The 21,791-nt window shown below is 72.3% G+C and carries 18 protein-coding genes; 8 read left to right on the top strand and 10 right to left on the bottom strand.

Annotated features, from left to right (window positions below; translation table 11 throughout):
* Positions 1-16: 16 nt before the first annotated feature.
* From AB0G84_RS16065 to AB0G84_RS16040, 6 genes are all read right to left on the bottom strand, one after another.
* Positions 17-1,660, bottom strand: a complete 1,644-nt coding sequence (locus tag AB0G84_RS16065) for an alkaline phosphatase D family protein (protein WP_361320454.1) — start codon at positions 1,658-1,660, stop codon at positions 17-19.
* A 90-nt stretch (positions 1,661-1,750) separates the two neighbouring features.
* Positions 1,751-2,656: a thioredoxin domain-containing protein gene (locus AB0G84_RS16060; protein ID WP_361320452.1), complete on the bottom strand. Its 906-nt coding sequence runs from the start codon at positions 2,654-2,656 to the stop codon at positions 1,751-1,753.
* Between the two features lie 38 nt (positions 2,657-2,694).
* Positions 2,695-3,390, bottom strand: a complete 696-nt coding sequence (locus AB0G84_RS16055) for a hypothetical protein (protein ID WP_361320451.1) — start codon at positions 3,388-3,390, stop codon at positions 2,695-2,697.
* 111 nt (positions 3,391-3,501) lie between these two features.
* Entirely contained in the window at positions 3,502-4,365 is an 864-nt protein-coding gene (locus tag AB0G84_RS16050; protein WP_361320449.1) for a thioredoxin domain-containing protein, read from the bottom strand.
* A gap of 109 nt (positions 4,366-4,474) precedes the next feature.
* Positions 4,475-5,131 carry a hypothetical protein gene (locus AB0G84_RS16045; RefSeq protein ID WP_361320448.1) on the bottom strand — a complete coding sequence of 219 codons (657 nt, stop codon included), beginning with the start codon at positions 5,129-5,131 and terminating at the stop codon, positions 4,475-4,477.
* Positions 5,132-5,253: 122 nt separating this feature from the next.
* Entirely contained in the window at positions 5,254-6,627 is a 1,374-nt protein-coding gene (locus tag AB0G84_RS16040; RefSeq protein WP_361320446.1) for a DUF2252 domain-containing protein, read from the bottom strand.
* A gap of 247 nt (positions 6,628-6,874) precedes the next feature.
* Between AB0G84_RS16040 and dnaE the strand changes: the two genes are divergently transcribed.
* Positions 6,875-10,417, top strand: a complete 3,543-nt coding sequence (gene dnaE / locus AB0G84_RS16035; RefSeq protein WP_361320444.1) for a DNA polymerase III subunit alpha — start codon at positions 6,875-6,877, stop codon at positions 10,415-10,417.
* A gap of 147 nt (positions 10,418-10,564) precedes the next feature.
* Here dnaE and AB0G84_RS16030 read toward each other — a convergent pair whose 3' ends face one another.
* Complete coding sequence (locus AB0G84_RS16030; protein ID WP_361320442.1) at positions 10,565-10,738, bottom strand: hypothetical protein; 174 nt, start codon at positions 10,736-10,738, stop codon at positions 10,565-10,567.
* Between the two features lie 274 nt (positions 10,739-11,012).
* Between AB0G84_RS16030 and AB0G84_RS16025 the strand changes: the two genes are divergently transcribed.
* From AB0G84_RS16025 to AB0G84_RS16010, 4 genes are all read left to right on the top strand, one after another.
* Entirely contained in the window at positions 11,013-12,299 is a 1,287-nt protein-coding gene (locus tag AB0G84_RS16025; RefSeq protein ID WP_361320440.1) for an NYN domain-containing protein, read from the top strand.
* 96 nt (positions 12,300-12,395) lie between these two features.
* Positions 12,396-13,406, top strand: coding sequence for an ABC transporter ATP-binding protein (locus AB0G84_RS16020; RefSeq protein ID WP_361320438.1), 1,011 nt, complete (start codon positions 12,396-12,398; stop codon positions 13,404-13,406).
* 133 nt (positions 13,407-13,539) lie between these two features.
* Positions 13,540-14,340, top strand: coding sequence for an ABC transporter permease (locus AB0G84_RS16015; RefSeq protein ID WP_361320567.1), 801 nt, complete (start codon positions 13,540-13,542; stop codon positions 14,338-14,340).
* Positions 14,341-14,408: 68 nt separating this feature from the next.
* Entirely contained in the window at positions 14,409-15,221 is an 813-nt protein-coding gene (locus AB0G84_RS16010) for an ABC transporter permease (protein ID WP_361320436.1), read from the top strand.
* Positions 15,222-15,407: 186 nt separating this feature from the next.
* Here AB0G84_RS16010 and ybaK read toward each other — a convergent pair whose 3' ends face one another.
* The 3 genes from ybaK to AB0G84_RS15995 form a co-directional block, all read right to left on the bottom strand.
* Positions 15,408-15,902 carry a Cys-tRNA(Pro) deacylase gene (ybaK, locus tag AB0G84_RS16005; protein WP_361320434.1) on the bottom strand — a complete coding sequence of 165 codons (495 nt, stop codon included), beginning with the start codon at positions 15,900-15,902 and terminating at the stop codon, positions 15,408-15,410.
* A gap of 34 nt (positions 15,903-15,936) precedes the next feature.
* Positions 15,937-16,683: an LON peptidase substrate-binding domain-containing protein gene (locus AB0G84_RS16000; RefSeq protein ID WP_361320432.1), complete on the bottom strand. Its 747-nt coding sequence runs from the start codon at positions 16,681-16,683 to the stop codon at positions 15,937-15,939.
* Between the two features lie 164 nt (positions 16,684-16,847).
* Positions 16,848-18,449 carry an oxidoreductase gene (locus AB0G84_RS15995; RefSeq protein ID WP_361320431.1) on the bottom strand — a complete coding sequence of 534 codons (1,602 nt, stop codon included), beginning with the start codon at positions 18,447-18,449 and terminating at the stop codon, positions 16,848-16,850.
* Positions 18,450-18,736: 287 nt separating this feature from the next.
* Between AB0G84_RS15995 and hisD the strand changes: the two genes are divergently transcribed.
* Genes hisD through hisB form a run of 3 tightly spaced genes read left to right on the top strand, consistent with a single transcriptional unit; the run spans position 18,737 to position 21,791 of the window.
* Positions 18,737-20,062 carry a histidinol dehydrogenase gene (gene hisD / locus AB0G84_RS15990; protein ID WP_361320429.1) on the top strand — a complete coding sequence of 442 codons (1,326 nt, stop codon included), beginning with the start codon at positions 18,737-18,739 and terminating at the stop codon, positions 20,060-20,062.
* Positions 20,059-21,201, top strand: a complete 1,143-nt coding sequence (locus AB0G84_RS15985) for a histidinol-phosphate transaminase (protein ID WP_361320427.1) — start codon at positions 20,059-20,061, stop codon at positions 21,199-21,201. Before hisD ends, AB0G84_RS15985 begins: the two co-directional genes overlap by 4 nt.
* A complete protein-coding gene (gene hisB / locus AB0G84_RS15980; RefSeq protein ID WP_066932313.1) occupies positions 21,198-21,791 on the top strand; it encodes an imidazoleglycerol-phosphate dehydratase HisB in 594 nt (197 codons plus the stop codon). Before AB0G84_RS15985 ends, hisB begins: the two co-directional genes overlap by 4 nt.

Here is a 21,791-nt window from a genome sequence, read left to right as displayed (position 1 = left end):
GGAGGGGCGGGGCGCGTCAGGCCACCGGCGCGTCCGCCCGCTCGACCTGCTGGCTGCCGGTGCGCGTCCGGTAGGAGCGCAGGTGCGCGCTGGTGGCCTGCGGGTCGGTCTTGTCGGAGATGCCGAAGTAGTCCATCTGCGTGCGCTCGGCGGTGACGTCCAGCACCCCGTAGCCGTGCGAGTCCATGTCCAGCCACTTCACATGGCGGTTGGCGGCGCGGATGGCGGCGACCCCGGCCAGCGAGACGGTGTGCGGCGCGACGTGCAGGAAGTCGTCCACGTTGTCGGAGGTGACCGAGGTGACCACGAACTCGGTCGCCACCGGCCGGGTGGCCGGGTAGGTCGCCGCCTGCAGCGGTACGTCGTTGGCCCAGGCCATGTGGATGTCGCCGGTCAGGAACACGGTGTTGTCGATGCCGCGGTCGCTGAGGTGGTGCAGCAGCTCGCGCCGGTCGTCGGTGTAGCCGTCCCACTGGTCGGTGTTGATCGCCAGCCCCTCCTTGGGTATCCCGAGGATCTCGGCGAGCGGGCCGAGCAGGTGGGCGGGCACCGAGCCGAAGGCCACCTGCGAGATCATCACCGAGGTGCCCACCAGCCGCCAGGCGGTGTCCGAGCGCTCCAGGCCGGCCTTCAGCCAGTCCAGTTGGGCGCGCCCGGTGAGGGTGCGGGAAGGGTCGTCGACCGCGCCGCTGCCGGGCTTGGCCTGCTCGTCGCGGAACGAGCGCAGGTCCAGCAGGTGCAGGTCGGCGAGGGTGCCGAAGCGCAGCCGGCGGTAGGTGGTGCCGGCGATCGAGGGGCGCACCGGCATCCACTCGAAGTACGCCTGCTTCGCGGCGGCCATCCGCGTGGACCAGGAACCCTCGGTGCCCGGTGTGTGGTTGACCGCGCCGCCCTTCCAGGCGTTGTCGGCGAACTCGTGGTCGTCCCAGATGGCGATGACCGGGTGGGCGGCGTGCATGGCCAGGGCGTCCGGGTCGGTCTTGTGGACGCCGTGCCGGGTGCGGTAGTCGGCGAGGGTGAGCAGCTCGTTGGCGGGGGAGTGCGGGCGGACGACGTACTTGAACTCCGGGTACTCACCTGACTTGTACTCGTAGAGGTAGTCGCCGAGGTGCAGCACCGCGTCCAGGTCGGTGCGGGCGGCCAGGTGGCGGTACGGGGAGAAGTAGCCGGACTCCCAGTTGGCGCAGGAGACCACGCCGAAGCGGACGTTGCCCGCCGAGGTGCCGGCGGGGGGTGCGGTACGGGTACGGCCGACGGGGGAGCGCTGCCCACCGGCGGTGAAGCGGAAGTAGTAGACGGTGGCCGGGCGCAGGCCGCGGACATCGGCCTTGACGGTGTGGTCGGCAGCGGCCGAGGCGGTCACCTTGCCCCGTGCGACGACGGCGGTGAAGCCCTTGTCGGTCGCCACCTCCCAGGCCACCTCGGTGGCCGGCCCCCGGCCGGAGCCCGGGGTGGCCGACGGGGTCGGGGTGACCCGGGTCCACAGCAGGACACCGTCCGGGAGCGGGTCACCTGAGGCGATGCCGTGCTGGAAGACCTGTCCCCCGTCGGGGTCTTCCGCGGCGTGCGCGGTGGCGGCGCCGGCGAACGGCAGAAGGGCAGCGGTGGCGGCGACGGCCGTGACGGCGGTGCGGCGCGAGATCTGGTCGTGATCGGTCACGGCCGCACACCCTACTGGCCGGTAAGGGCCCAACGGGAGGGCGTGGTCCGGGATTTCCCAGAATTCGCCCTCCCGTTGCCGACCGGTCGCTCAGTGCGAGCCCGTGGGGTCCTTTTCGCCCTCGCGGATCCCCTTTCCGCCGTCCTTGCCGGGCGGCGTCCCCTTCGCCGGGCCGAACTCCCTGTCGACCATCTTCTTGAAGTTGGCCTCGGCGAGCTGGTTGTACTGCTCCTGCGTCATCCGCTGCTCGGGGATCTTGTCCATCGCCAGCTTCTTGTCGCCGTGCATGAACGTCGGGGTGCCCCGGACGCCCTTGCGGCCGAAGAGCGCGGTCATGTCCATCGTCCAGCGGTCGTAGGTGCCCTTCTTGACCGCGGTCTCGAACGCCTTGTTGTTCCTCAGCTCCGGTACGTCGGCGGCCACCTTGAGCAGTTCGGAGTCCTTGGCGTAGAGGTCCTCGCGCTCGTCGGGGTGGAACTTGGTGGAGTACAGCGCGGCCTTGTACTTCAAGAACGCCTCCGGGCTGACGTTCAGCGCCGCACCGAGCGCGCTCAGCGCGTTCTTGGAGCCCTCACCGCCGCCCGCCCCGTCGATGAAGGTGTACATCGTGAACCGCACCTTGTAGCGGCCGTCCTCGATGTCCTTGAGCAGCGCCTTGCCGCTGCTCTGCTCGAAGGCCGCGCACGCCGGGCAGCGGACGTCCTCGAAGACCTCCAGGGTCTGCTTGGCCTTCGGGTCGCCGATCAGGATCTCGGTGTGGTCCTTGCCCTGGGTGTGCGCCGGGGCGATCTGCTTGGCCTCCTTGGCGGCCTCCCAGCCGGTCGGTGCGGTGGCCTTCATGATGCCGAAGCCGACGCCGCCGGCCACCGCCAGCGCGCCCACCACGGCGCCCGCCACGACGAGTTGGCGGCGCATCCGTTCCTGCTTCTTCTGGCGCTCGCGCTCGGCGCGGATGCGCTCGCGGGCCGCGGTCCTGGCCTGCTGACTGTTGCTCATGGTTCCCCCTCGAAGGGTCGGGTGGTTCGTACGGTCGGTCAGGCGGCGGCCGGGGGCGGGCCGCGACGCCGTACGCAGTGCACGAGGAGGGGGAGCGGGCGGGCCGGAGGTGAGGGGTGCGGCGGGCGGATCCGCCGGCGGGGCGGGGCGGGCGCGGCACCGGCCACCGCGGCCGCGGTCCGCAGCGGACGGACGGTGGTGGCCGCGGCGGCACACAGCACGGCGTTCAGGGCGGCGTCGCCGCGGTGCAGCCAGCCGGCGGCCAGCAACCCGACCGCGAGGTGGGCGGCGAGCAGCAGCCAGGGCGCGGCCGCCGGCACGGCCGGCGGCAGCGGGGTCCCGGCATGGGCCGCCGCCCTCGCCAGGGGGGTGCCCAACTCGCCGCCCTGGCAGAGCAGATGGAAGCCGACCGAGTCGAGCGGGCCGGTGACCGGGCCGCCGGCCCGGCCGTAACAGGTGTGCTGGCCGGCGGTGAAGACGGTGTCCGCGGCCAGTTCCAGCGGCACCAGCAGCGCGGCGACGGCCCGGTAGCCGCGCTCCCGGCCGGTCAGAAGATAGGCGGCGGCGAACACGCCGGCGCAGATCGCGGTGACCGTCGCGGGCGGCAACGGGGCGTGCGAGAGCAGCACATGGGAGGTAGCGGACAGGGTGGTGCACAGCGCGGTGAACAGCACCGCCCGCACCGTCCTGAACGGGGCCGTCCCGGCCCCGGGGTCCGCTCCCGTCGCCTGCATGGCCGGAGTCTGCCATGTCCACGGCACCCGGCCGGGTCAAGATTTGGCATCGGCCGGCGTGCGGACCGCACGCCGGCCGAGGATCAGTGCCCGCAGGGGGTCACTAGGGGGTCACTTCTTCAGCGCCGCGTCGACCATCGAGTTGAAGCTCTGCACGGTCGACGGCGCCACCTTGCCCTGGGGGCTGTCGGTGCCGATGACGGTGTCGTTGACCTTCAGGCTCGGGGTGCTGGTGACGTCCTTGTGCTTGTTGAACTCCGCCGACATCTCCAGCGCCCACCGGTCGAAGGTGCCCTTCTTGACGTCCTTCTGGAAGGTGGCGTTGCCCTTCAGAGCCGGGACGGTGTCCGCGACCTTGATCAGGTAGCTGTCGTCGGCGAACTTGTCCGGGCCGGTCTCGTTCGGGTGGAACTCCTTGGAGTACAGCGCGTACTTGTACTTCAAGAAGGCGTCCGAGCTGACGTTGAGCGCGGCGCCCAGCGCGGACAGCGCGTTCTTCGAGCCGGTGCCCCTGAGGTTGGCGTCGAGGAAGGTGCCCAGGTGGTACGAGGCCTTGTAGCGGCCGTCCTTGATGTCCTTCTCGACGGTCGCGCCGACGGTCTGCTCGAAGGCGGCGCAACCGGGGCAGCGCGGGTCCTCGAAGAGGCTCAGGGTGTTCTTGGCGTCCGGCTTGCCGATCACGACGGTTTCGCCGGCCGCCCCGGAGGTGTGGGCGGGCTTGACGAGCGGGGCCTTGGCGGCCTTCGCCCACGTCTGGCTGTTGCCCGCGCTGTCCGCGGCGGTGGCGCCCGAGTCGCTGCCGCCCGAGGTGGCGACCGCCACCCCGATGCCGCCGGCTATCGCCAGTACCGCGACGATCGCTCCGCCGACGGTCAGCTGCCGGCGCAGCTTGTCCTTCTTCGCCTGCCGCTCGCGCTCGGCGCGCAGCCGCTCGCGGGCTGCCTGCTTGTTGGCCTGGTTGTTGCGGTTGCTCATGGCTGTTCCTGCTCCGTGGGAATCCGTGGGACGTGCGGTGCGTGCTCTCGGGGCGCCGCGCGGGGTGCGGGCGCGACCGCGCTGCGGGGCCGGGCGGGAGGGCCGGCGCTCACGCAGCGAGCGCGCAGGGCGGCCCTCGGCGTACGACGCAGTGCACGAGCAGGGGGAGGGCGCGGGCCCGGTGCCCGGTCCCCACCGGGGTGGCCGCCGGGCGGCGCGGGGCGGTGGCGGCGATGACCGCGACGGCGATCAGCAGCGGGCGGAACGCGACCGCGGCCACCGCGCCCAGCAGTTGGATCAGCGCGGTCTCGCCGCGGCGCAGCCAGCCGGCCGCCAGCAGCCCGACGGCCAGGTGCGCGGCGAGCAGCAGCACCCAGGTCGCGGCGGGAGCGGCGGGGTCCTCGGACAGTCGCGTCAGCGGGCCGCCGACCGCGCCGCCGCCGCAGAGCAGGTCCACTCCCAGCGAGCGCAGCGGTCCGGCGACCGGGCCGCCCGCCGTTCCGTAACAGGTGTGCTGCCCCAGGCTGAAGACCAGGTCGGCGGCGAGCTCCAGGGGCACCAGCAGCGCAGCGATCCGCCAGTAGCCGCGCTCCCGGCCGGCCAGCGCGTAGGCCAGGGTGAAGACCGCCGCACCGATCGCGGCGACGGTGGCCGGTGGCAGCGGCATACGGGACAGCAGGACGTGCGACGCCGAGGACAGCGTCACGCACAGCGCCGTGAAGAGCGCCGCGCGCAGTGCCCGCAGGTGTGCCGCCGAGATGTCCATTGCTGCCGAGTGTGCCATGGGCCGGGATAAGCGGCGCCTAAGGGGGCCCGAACCCGTACCGACCGGGAAGTACCGGTCAGTACGGGGCGGAACGGATCCCCTCGGGCGCCCGCCGCCCGTCCTTACAGGCCCGGGATCCGGCCGTTGCGGAACAGGTCCACGAAGATCTGGTGGTCGGCACGAGCCCGGGCCCCGTAGGAGTGCGCGAAGTCCACCAGCAGCGGCGCGAAGCCGTGCTCGTCGGCCGCGATGGCCGCGTCGATGGCCCGCTCGGTCGAGAACGGCACCAGGGAGTGGCCGCTCTCGTCGTCCGCAGCGGCGTGCATGGTCGCCGTCGCCCGCCCCAGGTCGGCGACCACCGCGGAGATCTCCTCCAGGTCGTCGATGTCCGACCAGTCCAGGTCGACCGCGTACGGCGAGATCTCGGCGACCAGCTGGCCCTTCCGGCTGCCGCCCTCCTCGATCTCCGTCCAGCCCAGCCAGGGGTCGGCGTGGTCCTGCAGCGCGCGCTGGGAGATCACCGTGCGGTGGCCCTCGTGCTGGAAGTAGCCGCGCACCGCGGGGTCGGTGATGTGCCGGGAGACCGCCGGCGTCTGCGCCTGCTTCATGTAGATCACCACATCGTTCTCCAGGGCGTCGCTGTTGCCCTCCAGAAGGATGTTGTACGACGGCAGGCCGGCCGAGCCGATGCCGATGCCGCGGCGGCCCACCACGTCCTTGACGCGGTAGGAGTCCGGGCGGGTCAGGCTCGACTCCGGCAGCGTCTCCAGATAGCCGTCGAAGGCGGCGAGCACCTTGTAGCGGGTCGCCGCGTCCAGCTCGATGCTGCCGCCGCCGTCGGCGAAGCGCCGCTCGAAGTCGCGGATCTCGGTCATCGAGTCCAGCAGCCCGAACCGGGTCATCGAGCGGGCGTCGCGCAGCGCGGCCAGCAGCGGGCCCTCGGCGGTGTCCAGGGTGAAGGGCGGCAGCTCGTCCTTGTCGGCGCCCTTGGCCCCGGACGCCAGGGCGTGGATCCGCTCCCGGTAGGCGGCGGCGTAGATCCGCACCAGGTCCGAGATCTGTTCGTCGCTGAGCGCCTTGGCGTAGCCGATCAGCGCCACCGAGGCGGCGAACCGCTTGAGGTCCCAGGTGAACGGGCCGACATAGGCCTCGTCGAAGTCGTTGACGTTGAAGATCAGCCGCCCCGTGGCGTCCATGTACGTGCCGAAGTTCTCGGCGTGCAGGTCGCCGTGGATCCACACCCGGCCGGTCCGCTCGTCCAGGAACGGGCCGGTGTCCCGGCCGCCGTCCTGGGCGGCGTACGCCTCCAGGTCGCGGTAGAACAGGCAGGCGGTGCCCCGGTAGAAGGCGAACGCGGAGGCGGCCATCTTCCGGAACTTGACGCGGAAGGCCGCGGGGTCGGCGGCGAGCAGCTCCCCGAAGGCGGTGTCGAAGACGGTGAGGATCTCCTCGCCGCGCTGGGCGGCGTCCTGCGCCGGGGCGTGCTGGGACGGCATCGCTGGGTGCCTCCTGGGGTGCGGAAGGTGGTACGGAGAGCCGTGGCGGCCGGTGGGTCGGCCGGTGTCGCGGATCTGCCACTGACAACGGGCGAGGCTACTCGTGAGTGCCCCGCGATTGTCAGTCCGGAGTCGTAGACTTCGAGACCGTTCCACCCCTGGTCGCCGCCCGTCCACCGGTCGTCCGACCACTGCACCCCGACCGGGGCGCCTGCGCCCCGACCCGTACTTCCGGAGGTCTTCCGCCGTGGCCAAGCCGCCGTTCACGCACCTGCATGTCCACACCCAGTACTCGCTGCTGGACGGTGCGGCGCGGCTGTCGGACATGTTCAAGGCGGCCAACGAGATGGGCATGTCGCACATCGCGATGTCCGACCACGGAAACCTCCACGGCGCGTACGACTTCTTCCACTCCGCGCAGAAGGCCGGGGTGACGCCGATCATCGGGATCGAGGCGTATGTCGCGCCCGAGTCGCGGCGCAACAAGCGCAAGATCCAGTGGGGCCAGCCGCACCAGAAGCGCGATGACGTCTCCGGTTCGGGTGGTTACACCCACAAGACCATCTGGGCGGCGAACAAGACCGGTCTGCACCACCTCTTCCGGCTCTCCTCGGACGCCTACGCCGAGGGCTGGCTGCAGAAGTGGCCGCGGATGGACAAGGAGACCATCGCCCAGTGGTCGGAGGGCCTGATCGCCTCCACCGGCTGCCCGTCCGGCGAGCTGCAGACCCGGTTGCGCCTGGGCCAGTACGAGGAGGCGCGGCAGGCGGCGTCGGACTACCAGGACATCTTCGGCAAGGACCGGTACTTCCTGGAGCTGATGGACCACGGCATCGAGATCGAGCGCCGGGTCCGCGACGACCTGCTGAAGATCGGCAAGGAGTTGGGCATCCCGCCGCTGGTCACCAACGACTCGCACTACACCTACGCCCACGAGTCGACCGCGCACGACGCCCTGCTGTGCATCCAGACCGGCAAGAACCTCTCCGACCCGGACCGCTTCCGCTTCGACGGGACGGGCTACTACCTCAAGTCCACGGAGGAGATGTACGCCATCGACTCCTCCGACGCCTGGCAGGAGGGGTGCGACAACACCCGGCTGGTCGCCGAGCAGATCGACACCACCGGGATGTTCGAGAAGCGCGACCTGATGCCCAAGTTCGAGATCCCCGACGGCTTCACCGAGGTCACCTGGTTCCAGGAGGAGGTCCGGGTCGGCATGAAGCGCCGGTTCCCGGGCGGCGTCCCCGAGGACCGCCAGAAGCAGGCCGAGTACGAGATGGACGTCATCATCCAGATGGGGTTCCCCGGCTACTTCCTCGTGGTCGCCGACTTCATCATGTGGGCGAAGAACAACGGCATCGCGGTCGGCCCCGGCCGAGGCTCCGCGGCCGGTTCGATCGTGGCGTACGCCATGGGCATCACCGACCTCGACCCGATCGAACACGGCCTGATCTTCGAGCGGTTCCTCAACCCCGAGCGCGTGTCCATGCCCGATGTCGACATCGACTTCGACGAGCGTCGGCGCGTCGAAGTGATCCGGTACGTCACGGAGAAGTACGGCGCCGACAAGGTCGCCATGATCGGCACCTACGGCAAGATCAAGGCGAAGAACGCCATCAAGGACGCCGCCCGGGTCCTGGGCTACCCGTACGCCATGGGCGACCGCCTCACCAAGGCCATGCCCGCCGACGTCCTCGGCAAGGGCATCGACCTCGACGGCATCACCAACCCCGAGCACCCGCGCTACAGCGAGGCGGGCGAGATCCGGGGGATGTACGAGAACGAACCGGACGTCAAGAAGGTCATCGACACCGCCAAGGGCGTCGAGGGCCTGGTCCGGCAGATGGGTGTGCACGCGGCCGGCGTGATCATGTCCAGCGAGCCCATCGTCGACCACGCCCCGGTCTGGGTCCGGCACACCGACAACGTCACCATCACGCAGTGGGACTACCCGCAGTGTGAGTCGCTCGGCCTGCTGAAGATGGACTTCCTGGGCCTGCGCAACCTCACCATCATGGACGACGCCGTGAAGATGGTGAAGAAGAACAAGGGCGTCGACCTGGAGCTGCTCTCGGTCCCGCTGGACGACCCCAAGACCTACGAGATGCTCTGCCGCGGTGACACCCTCGGCGTCTTCCAGTTCGACGGCGGCCCGATGCGCTCGCTGCTGCGGCTGATGAAGCCCGACAACTTCGAGGACATTTCCGCCGTCTCGGCCCTGTACCGCCCGGGCCCGATGGGCATGGACTCGCACACCAACTACGCGCTGCGCAAGAACGGCCTCCAGGAGATCACCCCGATCCACCCGGAGCTGGAGGAGCCGCTCAAGGAGGTCCTCGGCCTCACCTACGGCCTGATCGTCTACCAGGAGCAGGTGCAGAAGGCCGCCCAGATCATCGCCGGGTACTCCCTCGGCGAGGCCGACATCCTCCGCCGCGTGATGGGCAAGAAGAAGCCCGAGGAGCTGGCGAAGAACTTCGTGCTCTTCCAGGAGGGCGCGAAGAAGAAGGGCTTCTCCGACCAGGCCATCCAGGCGCTGTGGGACGTCCTGGTCCCGTTCGCCGGCTACGCCTTCAACAAGGCGCACTCCTCCGCGTACGGCCTGGTCACCTACTGGACCGCCTACCTCAAGGCCAACTACCCGGCCGAGTACATGTCCGCGCTGCTGACCTCGGTGCGCGACGACAAGGACAAGTCGGCGGTCTACCTCAACGAGTGCCGGCGCATGGGCATCAAGGTGCTGCCGCCGAACGTCAACGAGTCCGAGGCGAACTTCGCCGCCCAGGGCGACGACGTGATCCTCTTCGGCCTCACCGCGGTCCGCAACGTCGGCCAGAACGTCGTCGACTCGATCATCCGCTGCCGCAAGGCCAAGGGGAAGTACTCCTCCTTCCCCGACTACCTCGACAAGGTCGACGCGGTGGTCTGCAACAAGCGCACCACCGAGTCCCTGATCAAGGCAGGTGGCTTCGACGAGCTGGGCCACACCCGCAAGGGCCTGATGGCGCACTACGAGCCGATGATCGATAACGTCGTCCAGGTCAAGCGCAAGGAGGCCGAGGGGCAGTTCGACCTCTTCGGCGGGATGGGCGACGACAGCGCCGACGAGGGCCCCGGCTTCGGTCTGGACATCGAGTTCTCGGATGTGGAGTGGGACAAGACCTACCTCCTCGCCCAGGAGCGGGAGATGCTCGGCCTCTACGTCTCCGACCACCCGCTCTTCGGCCTGGAGCACGTCCTCTCCGACAAGGCCGACGCCGCCATCGCCCAGCTCACCGGCGGCGACTACTCCGACGGCTCGATCGTCACCATCGGCGGCATCATCTCCGGCCTCCAGCGCAAGATGACCAAGCAGGGCAACGCCTGGGCCATCGCCACCGTCGAGGACCTGGCCGGCTCCATCGACTGCATGTTCTTCCCGGCGACCTACCAGCTGGTGTCGACCCAACTCGTCGAGGACACCGTGGTGTTCGTCAAGGGTCGCCTCGACAAGCGGGAGGACATCCCGCGGCTGGTCGCCATGGAGATGATGGTCCCCGACCTCTCCGAGGCGGGCGCCAACGCCCCGGTGACGATCACCATCCCGACCGTGAAGGTCACCCCGCCGATGGTCGAGAAGCTCGGCGAGGTGCTGAGCAGCCACCGCGGTTCCACCGAGGTGCGGATCAAGCTGCTGGGGGCGCGCAAGACCACGGTGCTGCGGCTGGACCGGCACCGGGTGACGCCCGACCCCTCGCTCTTCGGCGACCTCAAGGTGCTGCTCGGCCCGTCCTGTCTGGCCGGCTGACCCGCGGTGCCACCCCGGCCGGACGCCGGCCGGGCTCCGGACGTACGCCGTGCGGCCCGCACCGGACCGCCGGTCGCCCGCCGGGGCGCGTCACGCCAAGGGGCGCGCCCCGTGTGGACGCGCCCCTCAACAGCACCGCGGCTTACGTCAGTTGTGGCCGAAACGCCGTTCGCGGTTCTTCCGCGCCAGGTCGCCGGGGTTGGCACCGGTCGACCTGGCCTGCGCCTCCATGGCCGACTTCTGGGCTTCCTGCTGGCCGCGTTCGGCCGCGGAGGCCGACTTCTGCTGCTGACTACGGTTCTGCTTCTTGTCCTTGGCCATGACCGTTGCCTCCTGAGGGGGAATCTGGGATCGGGGCCGGGACCAGACTTACACGGCGGACAGAACCCTGCATTTCGGGCAATTACCCTCTGTGATGCGGATGATCACGCGCTGTACTCATGATCCTTGCCGAATCCGCCACGCCGGTGATCGAGTTCGGGCAGTTAACGCCCGTAGGCTCGGGCAGACTCGAAGGAAAGCCGAAGAGAACTCGTGCCATGGGCCGAGCCGGGGGGCGACCGGACTTTCAACACCTCAGGGAAGAGGGTGGAACGTGGATCGCTGCGTCGTCCTGGTGGACGCCGGTTACTTGCTCGGTGCCGCTGCGAGCCTGCTCGCCGGAGAGCCCGCCCGTTCCCGCATCACCGTCGATCACGCCGCCCTCATCCAGGGCCTGCGGCAGCGCGCCGAGGCGGACACCGAACGCCCGCTGCTGCGGATCTACTGGTTCGACGGCGCCCCCGACCGCGTCCCCCAGCCCGAGCACCGCCGGCTGCGGGTGATGCCCCGGGTCACCGTCCGGCTGGGCGCCCTGACCCGCAGCGACGGGCGCTGGGCGCAGAAGGGCGTGGACGCCGCGATGCACGCCGAGCTGACCGAGCTCGCCCGCAACCGCGCCTGTTCCGACATCGTCCTGGTCACCGGCGACGGCGATCTGCTGCCCGGCTTGATGTCGGCCAAGGAGCACGGCGTCGCGGTCCACCTGTGGGCCGTCCAGGCCGCCGACGGCGACTACAACCAGTCCGAGGATCTGGTCGCCGAGGCCGATGAGCGCCGGGTGCTGGACCGCAGCTGGATTACCCGCGCGGTGCGCGCCAAGGAGCTCGGCGGCCCCTGCGCCTCCCCTCCCGCTCCCCGTCCCGAGATCGCCGCGATCCTCTCCGCACCGCTGCCCGAGTCCGCGGTCGCCGCCGCGGCGGCCGCCGCCTCCGCCTCCGGCCCGGACCACGGCGACCCCACACAGGAGCGCAACGGCTCCGTGAACGGGACACGGCCCGCCGCCGACGGCCGCCCCGCCGGCGCCGAGCCGGTCGCCGCCGGCGCCAAGGGCGTCCCCACGCCCAAGGACCTCGCTGGGCTCGGCCGGGACCGCGCCGCGGGCCAGGGTGCGGCCGGCAACGGCGACCGGTCCGCGGCCGGCGCCACCCTGCGCTGGTCCTCCGACAAGGGCTGGGTCGAGCGCGGCGGGCCGGTCGGTGAGCCCGCCGAGACCGCCGGGCTGCCCACCCTCGCCCAGCTCACCAGCGCCGAGCAGCGCTGGGCCGACCGCGAGGAGGACATCACCGCGGTCAGCGGCGACCCCTTCGAGGTCGGTCAGGTCTTCGCCCGCCGCTGGACCGAACGGCTCTCCGACTCCGCGCACCTGACGCAGCTGTCGACCGAGTACCCGCGCATCCCGCACCGCATCGACGGTGAACTGCTGCGCTACGCCGCCCGGTTCGGGCTGCTCGCCCACAAGGACGACCAGATCGACGAGCACGACCGCTATGCGATCCGGGCCGGATTCTGGCGCGAGGTCGATCTGCGCTCCGCCGCCGAGCAGGCACCGGCCGGGGGCTGACCGGGCGCGGCGGACCCGGAGGGGCCATCCGTTCCGGCACGCCCTCGGGTGACCCGCGGGCCGGAGGTGGCCCGGGGACGCGTACCCTCGTAGCTCGTGAGGACGGGCGCAACACAGGCGGAGCGCGGCGGGCCGGTGTGCGCCGTGCGGGACCTGGTCAAGACGTACCCCGCGATGCGCGGGCGCCGCGGCGCGGCACAGGCGCCCGCCGTACGGGCCAACGACGGCATCAGCCTGGACGTGCGGCGGGGGGAGATCTTCGGGCTGCTCGGCCCCAACGGCGCCGGCAAGTCCACGCTGGTGCGCCAGCTGACCGGACTGCTGCGCCCGGACTCCGGCAGCATCGCCGTACTGGGCCACGATCTGGTGCGCCACCCGGAGCGGGCCGCCCGGCTGCTCGGCTACCTGGGGCAGGAGTCCACCGCACTCGATGAGATGACCGTGGCCCTGGCCGTGGAGACCACCGGCCGGCTGCGCGGCCTGGGCGCCCGGGCCGCGCGCGCCGAGCGGGACGCGGCGGTCGACGAGCTGGGCCTGGCGGACATCGCGGGCCGCGCCCTGAAGAAGCTGTCCGGCGGCCAGCGCCGGCTGGCCTGCTTCGCCACCGCGCTGGTCGGCGAGCGGCCGCTGCTGGTGCTGGACGAGCCCACCACCGGTATGGACCCGGTCGCGCGGCGCGCGGTATGGGCCGCGGTGGACCGGCGTCGGGCCGAGCGCGGTGCCACCGTGGTGCTGGTGACCCACAACGTCCTGGAAGCCGAGAGCGTGCTCGACCGGGTCGCGGTGATCGACCGGGGCCGGGTGATCGCCTGCGACACGCCCGGCGGGCTGAAGGACAGGTTCAGCGACGAGGTCCGGCTGGAGCTGGTCTGGCGCGACCGACCGCCGCTGGAGGTGCCCGAGGTCGCCGCCCTGGAGGCCGCGGCCCGCACGTCCGGCCGCCGCTGGACCCTGCGGCTGCCTCCCGACCGGGCCCGCTCCGCGGTCGCCGCGGTCACTGCCGGGCCGGCCTTCGCGGCGCTCGACGACTTCACCCTGGCCACGCCGAGCCTGGAGGACGTGTACCTGGCGCTCGGCGGACGCGGCGAGGGACTGGTGAAGGCATGACCGGGCGGGACGGCCGGCCCGGGCACGGGGCCGGCGACCGGATGAACGGCCGGACGGGCCGCGGACGTATGGAGTACCGCAGACGGAGCGAGAAGGGCCGGGTGGCAGCGTGAGTGTGGTTCCCGCGCAGGCGGTGGCCGGGGCGTCCCCCGGGGCCGGGGCGTGGACCGGGGACGGGGCCGCCCCGCTGGCGCCGCGCGCCCGTTTCCTGCCCGCGCTCGGCGCCGTCTACCGTGCCCAGCTCTCCCGGGCCCGGGTCGCCCGGATCCCGCTGCTGTTCGTCGCCACCTTCCAGTCCATCGGGATCATGGTCCTGCTGCGCGGCGTGGTGGACGGCGGCGCCGCGGCGCGGTCGGTGGTCTCCGGCTCCAGCGTCCTGGTCGTCGCCTTCGTGGCGCTCAACCTGCTCGCCCAGTACTTCGGCCAGCTGCGAGCCGGCGGCGGCCTCGACCACTATGCGACGCTGCCGGTCCCGCCGGCCGCCGTGGTCCTCGGCGCCGCCGCCGCGTACGCCTCCTTCACCGTGCCCGGGACGGTCGTCACCGCCGTCACCGGCTGTGTGCTCTTCCAGCTGCCGATGGCCCATCTCTGGGTGCTGGCCGCGGTGCTCCCGCTCGCCGGGGCCGCGCTGGCCGGGCTCGGCGCGGCCCTCGGGCTGCTCGCGCCGCGCCCCGAACTCGCCACCCTCTGCGGCCAGTTGGGCATGTCGGCGGCGCTGCTGCTGGGGGTGCTGCCGGCCGCGCGGATGCCCGAGGCGGTCGGCTGGGCCCGCGATCTGCTGCCCTCGACCTACGGCGTGGAGGCGCTGGCGCGCAGCTTCGGCCCGCGCCCGGACTGGGCCGCGGTCGTCGCCGACCTGGGCGTCTGCGCGGCCGTCGGGGTGCTCTCGCTGGCCGTCGCGACCTGGGCCTACCGGCGGGCGGCCGCCCGATGACCGCAGCCGCCACCCCGAACCGGCGTCCTGCCGCCGGGCCCTGCGGCCCCACCTGGCACGATGACGGGGTGACCGCACCGCTGACGCCACCCGACAACCAACCGCCCGAAGAGCCGCAGCACCCCGAGGCGGCACCCGCGGGCCACGGAGCCACCGACGGGCCCGACGGCCCCGAGCTGAGCCGTGAGCTGCGCGAGGCCGCGCTGATCGCGCTGGTGGTCGCGGTGAGCGGCGTCCTGCTCGGCGTGCTGTGGAACTGGCTCGCGCCGCATGTCCCGCTGATCGCCGACACCCGCAACGTCTACCTGAAGAACACCGAGGGCGAGGAGGCCATCGGCGCCGACGGCACCTTTGTGCTGCTGTCCCTCGGGTTCGGCGCGCTCAGCGCAGCCGGGGCCTTCCTCTTCCGCCGGCGCGGCGGGATCCCGCTGGTCGTGGCGCTCGTCGTGGGCGGGCTGCTGGGCGCGGGGCTGGGCTGGCTGACCGGGATGTGGCTGGGGCCCACCGCGGACGTGGTCGCGCACGCCAAGCAGGTCGGTCCGGGCGTGACCTTCGACGGCCCGCTGCGGCTCCAGGCCAAGGGCGCACTGCTGGCCTGGCCGATCGCCGCGATGCTGATGCAGCTGGCGCTGACCGGCCTGTTCGGCCCCCGCGACCCGGAGCCGCCGGCCCCCGACTGGTACGGCGCCCACGACGCGTACGAGGCCCATGGCCCGTACGGCGACCCCGCCGGTCCGGCCACCCCTGACGCGCACGAGGACACCGGTGCCGCCGGCGTCGCCGACCGGCAGGACGGCGGGCTGGACGCCCGTCGTGACGAGCGGCACGGGGACCGGCACGACGCGCGTGGCGATCAGGGGCCGCCCACCGCCGCGGGCTGACCCCCGGCTGACCCCGCTCTGGAGGGCAGCCCCAGTCGTCAGGCAGCGACGCAGCAGCGGGGCGGCCGGTACGCACCGGCCGCCCCGCTCGTCATGCGGCCCGGCGCTCCACCCGTTGTGCCACCCGCTGTTCCGGCCGTGGCCCGGCAGTGGTGCGGCCGTGGCCCGTCCGTTGCCCGGGTCCGGTCAGGCCCGTGCGATCGGCGCCACCAGCGCCCTGGTGAGCGCCACCAGATCCGCCGGCGCCAGTTCGACCTCCAGCCCGCGTCGCCCCGCCGAGACACAGACCGTGGGCCGGCCCTCGGCCGAGGCGTCCAGGACCGTCCGCAGCCGCTTGCGCTGGCCCAGCGGGGAGATCCCGCCGCGGACGTACCCCGTGCTGCGCTCGGCTGCCGCCGGATCGGCCATCGCCGCGCGCTTGCCGCCCACCGCGGCCGCCAGCGCCTTGAGGTCCAGGGAACCGGAGACCGGCACCACGGCGACCGTCAGGGTGCCGTCGACGTCCGCCAGCAGGGTCTTGAACACCTGGTCGGCCGGGACGCCGAGCGCCTCGGCGGCCTCCTCGCCGTACGACGCGGTGGCCGGATCGTGCGCGTAGGAGTGCGTGGTGAAGGGAACGCCGGCCTCGGTGAGGGCGACGGTGGCAGGGGTGCCGGCGGACTTCTTCGACTTCTTCGCCAACGGTTTCGTGCCTCGCGTCCGGGGGGGCTGGTCGTCAGTTGGGGCTGGTCGGCTGGCGGGTCAGCTCCACCGCCGGCAGCGACGGGAGCTTACCGAGCACGGCCGACTCCTGGCGCAGCATTTTCAGCTCCTGGGCCAGCCGGTCCGTGGTGTCCGGCGCCTCCAGCAGCCGCTGCTTGGCGGGGACATCCAGGACGGCGGCCGCGGCGACGAGGTAGGAGAGCACCGACGGGTCGGCCGGCAGGTCCTGCCCGCTGGACAGCGTCCGCTCGTTCGCCCAGGCCAGCCGCTTCTGATAGGTGCGGAAGGCGCGCACGACCCCGGAGGCGAGCGCGCCCGGGGCCTCGCCCTGCTCCTCGGTCAGCTCCTCGACCTCGGCCGTCAGATACGGGCCCGAGGCGTCCACCGACAGCAGCCGGAATCGGGTGGTGCCGGTGGCCAGGACCTCATACCCGGTGTCGTCGCTGTCCGACTTCTCCCGGATGGTGGCCGCGTCCGCGATACAGCCCACGGTGTGGAAGGCCTGCACCGGGTCGTCGCCGAAGCCCGCGGCGGGCCCCTGAGCGGCCGGCACGGTGGTGTCCGGCAGGCCCTGTGCGGTCGGTGCCACCTCCCGGCCGTCCCGGATCGCGATCACCGCGAAGCGCCGGTCGTCCTCGGGCACCGCGCTCAGGTCGCGCATCATCGCGCGGTACCGCGCCTCGAAGACGTTCAGCGGGAGCACCAGCCCCGGGAACAGCACCGAGTTCAGCGGGAAGAGCGGGAGGCGGAGGGAGGTCACAGCCGGTAAGCCTAGAGCCTGGGGAGCCGGGGGCCACCACCCGCACCCCCGGTCCGTCCCTCCGCGGCCCGCGGACGCCCGCACCGCGCCGCTGCCTGCCTGCCGCCTGCCCGCCGCCTTCCCTTCCCCTCCCCTTGCCCCTTGCCTCCCTCTCTCCTCCCTCCCTACTGCCGCCGCAGCAGTCGGGAGGCGCCGGCCGCGACCGTGGTGGCCAGCACCCAGCCCGCCATGATCAGCACCGCCGCCGCCCACTGCGCGGTGCCGCCCGGCTTCCACGCCGCGCTCTGGTTGAGGTCGATCACCGGCAGCAGCAGGTCGAGGGAGTAGAGGTAGGGGTTCCACGGCGGGGACTCGCCGGCCTTCAGGGGCGGTGGCGGGGACATCGAGAAGTAGAGCGTGCCGATCGCCCACAGCACCGCCATCCACACCGCGGCCCGCCCCGGGCGGTAGCCGTACGCCACCGTCCAGTCCTGCAGGAACCCCCAGGTCTTGGCCGCCAGTGGCAGGGTCTCCCGGCGCCGCCGCTGCTTGGCCAGCAGCACCTCGCGGGCATCGGCGTCCTCGCCGCTGGCGCGCAGCGAGGCGGCCAGCATCTCGTACGGCTCGGGCGCGTACTCGGGCGTCGCCGCGGCCACCCAGCGCAGCCGCTGGGAGAGCGGGAAGTGGCCGCGGGGGATCAGGGTCTCGTAGGCGAAGCCGGCCATCCACAGCCCGCCCAGGCCCGGCCAGCTCGCCGACTTGTCGACGAGGTTGACCACCCGGGCGCCGGAGAGGATCACCCGGCCCCGCTGCGGGCGCTCGCCCAGGAACCGCAGCTCGGGCGTCTGGATCCGGCGCAGCGACAGCTCCTGGTCGGCCTCCATCACGAAGCGGGCGTGCTCAAAGTCCACCGCGTCGCCGAACCGCCCGTCGTCCAGCCGCATCCCGCCCTCGCACTCGAAGCGCTGCATGCGGGTGCCGCGGGCGGGGGTCTGGGGGGTGCCGTACGGGGGAGTGGCGCTGCTGGAGAACGGGGAGTTCGCCAGGCCCGCCGCGGTCAGGTAGAGGGTGCGCTCGACGGTCAGCTGCGGGGCGTTCAGCGCCCGGCGCCCGAAGGGGTTGCTCAGGTGGCTGCCGCGCAGGCTCAGCGAGACGCCGACGGTGGCGCCGCGCAGCGACAGCTCCCCGTACGACTCCAGCATCTCGGCCTGCAGGTCCTGGGCGACGGTCAGCCCGTCCGCCATCAGCGAGCGGCCCTGCCGGTCCTTGTGCACCACCGTCTGATTGAGCATCAGGTCCGTGCCGATGTGGGCGTCGGTGAGTCGGATGCCGGAGTGCACCACACAGCGCGGCAGATGGAGATCGCCCTCGGTCTGCAGCCGCGCCGCCTCCAGCCGCGGTATGGCGCAGTTCACCAGCCGCAGGGTGGTCCACCGGCTCTCCGGCAGCACCACCTCCGCCTCGAACCGGCAGTCCCGCAGCTCCACGAATGGCTTGATCGCGCCGCCCGCGACGTCCAGGGCGTCCGTGATGTAGGCACCGGTGAGCTTGAGCGCGGAGACCCGGCCGGGCTGTGCCGGCGGTCCGTCGAGCAGCAGCAGCGCCACCACCCGTGCCCGCACCCGGCGCTCGGGGCCCCACAGGTGCTGACCGTGCGGATCGTCCCGGGCCGGGTCGCCGATGTGCAGGTCGCAGGTGCTGCCGTTGCGGAAGGCCTGCCACATGCTCCATTCCGCGGAGGTCAGCCGCAGGTCGGCGGGCGCGTCGCCGTCCCTGGTCACGGTCACTGGTGTCCCCCCTCGTTCGCCCTGTGGTGTGGTGCAGCGTGTCGCAACCTGTTCGGACGTACCTCGCGCGTGGTCCGCGCACGAGAGCCATGGCCGTCCCGCAGGTCTCCCCGTATGCCGCTACGTGGCCCTTGCCCGCCCGGTGAGGGGTTGAACACGCGTGGTCAGGGGCCAACTCCGGTCAACTTCGCGGGCCCGGATCACGGTGCGTCCGCACCGCGCGCCGCTGTGTATCACCCAGTGATACGGGCGCTCGGGCGCAAGAGCGGGTCTGAGACACTGGGGGCGTGATCTCCCGAATCGACCTGCGCGGTGACGCCCTCCCCGAGGGCGGCGCCCTGCGCGACCTGCTGCCCCGTGCCGAGTTCGACGTGGAAGCCGCCCTGGAGACGGTGCGGCCCCTCTGCGAGGACGTACGCCATCGCGGCACCGCGGCGCTGATCGACTACGCGCGGCGGTTCGACGGTGTGGAGATCGAGCGGGTCCGGGTCCCGGCCGAGGCGCTCACCGGCGCCCTGGCGGAGCTGGACCCGGCCGTCCGCGCCGCCCTGGAGGAGTCGATCCGGCGCGCCCGGACCGTCCACCGCGAGCAGCGCCGCACCGACACCACCACCAAGGTGGTCCCGGGCGGCACGGTCACCGAGCGCTGGGTCCCGGTCGAGCGGGTCGGGCTGTACGTCCCCGGTGGCCGCTCGGTCTACCCCTCGTCCGTCGTGATGAACGTCGTCCCCGCCCAGGAGGCCGGCGTCGCCTCCCTCGCCGTCACCTCCCCGCCGCAGGCGGACTTCGGCGGCCTGCCGCACCCCACGATCCTGGCGACCTGCGCCCTGCTCGGCGTGGACGAGGTCTACGCGGCCGGCGGTGCCCAGGCGATCGCGATGTTCGCCTACGGCACCGAGGAGTGCCTGCCCGTCAACCTCGTCACCGGCCCCGGCAACATCTATGTCGCCGCCGCCAAGCGCCTGCTCAAGGGCCGGATCGGCATCGACGCCGAGGCCGGTCCCACCGAGATCGCGATCCTCGCCGACGACACCGCCGACCCGGTGCACCTCGCCGCCGACCTGATCAGCCAGGCCGAGCACGACCCGATGGCCGCCGCCGTCCTGGTCACCGACTCCGTCGAACTGGCCGACGCCACCGAGAAGGAGCTGGCGCCGCAGATCGCCGCGACCCGGCACGTCGACGACCGGATCGTCCCGGCGCTGTCCGGCCGGCAGTCGGCCATTGTCCTGGTCGACGGGCTCGACGAGGGCCTGCGCGTGGTGGACGCCTACGGCGCCGAGCACCTGGAGATCCAGACCGCCAACGCCTCCGCCGTCGCCGCCCGGGTCACCAACGCGGGCGCGGTCTTCGTCGGCCCCTACGCCCCGGTCTCGCTGGGCGACTACTGCGCCGGCTCCAACCACGTCCTGCCCACCGGCGGCTGCGCCTGCCACTCCTCCGGGCTGTCCGTGCAGTCCTTCCTGCGCGGCATCCACATCGTGGACTACACCCGCGATGCGCTGGCCGAGGTCGCCCACCACGTGGTGACCCTCGCCGAGGCCGAGGACCTCCCGGCGCACGGCGCGGCGATCAAGGCAAGGTTCGACTGGAAGGTTCCCGGCGCCAAGTGACCGGTATCGACGATCTCCCCATCAGGGACGAACTGCGCGGCAAGTCCCCGTACGGCGCCCCCCAGCTGACGGTGCCCGTACGCCTGAACACCAACGAGAACCCCTACCCGCTGCCCGAGCCGCTGGTCCGGCGGATCGGTGAGCGGGTGACCGAGGCCGCCCGCCACCTCAACCGCTACCCCGACCGGGACGCGGTCGAGCTGCGCACCGAGCTGGCCCGCTACCTCACCCGCACCGGCGGCCACCCGGTCGCCAAGGAGCAGGTCTGGGCGGCCAACGGCTCCAACGAGGTCATCCAGCAGCTGCTGCAGACCTTCGGCGGCCCGGGCCGCACCGCCCTCGGCTTCGAGCCGTCGTACTCCATGCACGCGCTGATCTCGCGCGGCACGGGCACCGGCTGGATCTCTGGGCCGCGTCGGGACGACTTCACCATCGACCTGGACGCGGCCACCGCGGCCATCGCCGAGCAGCGCCCCGACGTGGTCTTCGTCTGCTCGCCCAACAACCCCACCGGCACCGCCGTCGAGGCCGAGACGGTGCTGGCGCTGTACGACGCCGCGCAGGCCGCCCGGGCCGACGGCGCGGGGGCGCTGGTCGTGCTCGACGAGGCCTACGGCGAGTTCAGCCACCGGCCCTCGCTGCTCCCGCTGATCGAGGGCCGGCCGAACTTGGTCGTCTCCCGGACGATGTCCAAGGCGTTCGGCGCCGCCGGGCTGCGGCTGGGCTATCTGGCCGCCGACCCCGCCGTCGTCGACGCCGTCCAGCTGGTGCGGCTGCCGTACCACCTCTCGTCCGTCACCCAGGCCACCGCGCTCGCCGCGCTGGAGCACACCGATACGCTGCTGAAGTACGTCGAGCAGCTCAAGGCCGAGCGGGACCGTCTGGTCACCGAGCTGCGGACGATCGGCTGTCAGGTCACCGACTCCGACGCCAACTTCGTGCAGTTCGGCCGCTTCGACGGCGAGGGCGGCGCGCACGCCGCCTGGCAGGCGCTCCTGGACCAGGGCGTGCTGGTCCGGGACAACGGCGTACCGGGCTGGCTGCGGGTCACCGCCGGCACCCCGGCGGAGAACGACGCGTTCCTGGACGCGGTCCGCACGCTGTTCAAAGAACGCAGCTCGAAGGAGAACGAGGCATGACCCGCGTAGGACGCGTGGAGCGTACGACCAAGGAGACGTCCGTACTCGTCGAGATCGACCTCGACGGCCGGGGCGAGGTCGAGGTGTCGACCGGCGTCGGCTTCTACGACCACATGCTCGACCAGCTCGGCCGGCACGGCCTGTTCGACCTCAAGGTCAAGACCGACGGCGACCTGCACATCGACACCCACCACACCATCGAGGACACCGCCCTCGCGCTGGGCGCCGCCTTCAAGCAGGCCCTCGGTGACAAGTCCGGCATCTACCGCTTCGGCAACTGCACCGTCCCGCTGGACGAGTCGCTCGCCCAGGTCACCGTCGACCTCTCCGGCCGCCCCTACCTGGTGCACACCGAGCCGGAGAACATGGCGCCGATGATCGGCACCTACGACACGACGATGACCCGGCACATCTTCGAGTCCTTCGTCGCCCAGGCCCAGATAGCGCTGCACATCCACGTCCCGTACGGGCGCAACGCCCACCACATCGTGGAGTGCCAGTTCAAGGCGCTGGCCCGGGCGCTGCGTTACGCCAGCGAGCGCGACCCGCGCGCGGCCGGCATCATCCCGTCCACGAAGGGTGCGCTGTAG

Origin of the sequence: Streptomyces sp. NPDC020742 (assembly GCF_040641675.1) — a bacterium.
Lineage (GTDB): Bacteria > Actinomycetota > Actinomycetes > Streptomycetales > Streptomycetaceae > Streptomyces.
The sequence above is the reverse complement of the archived record's forward strand: the minus strand, read 5'-3'. Positions and strand labels throughout refer to the sequence as shown.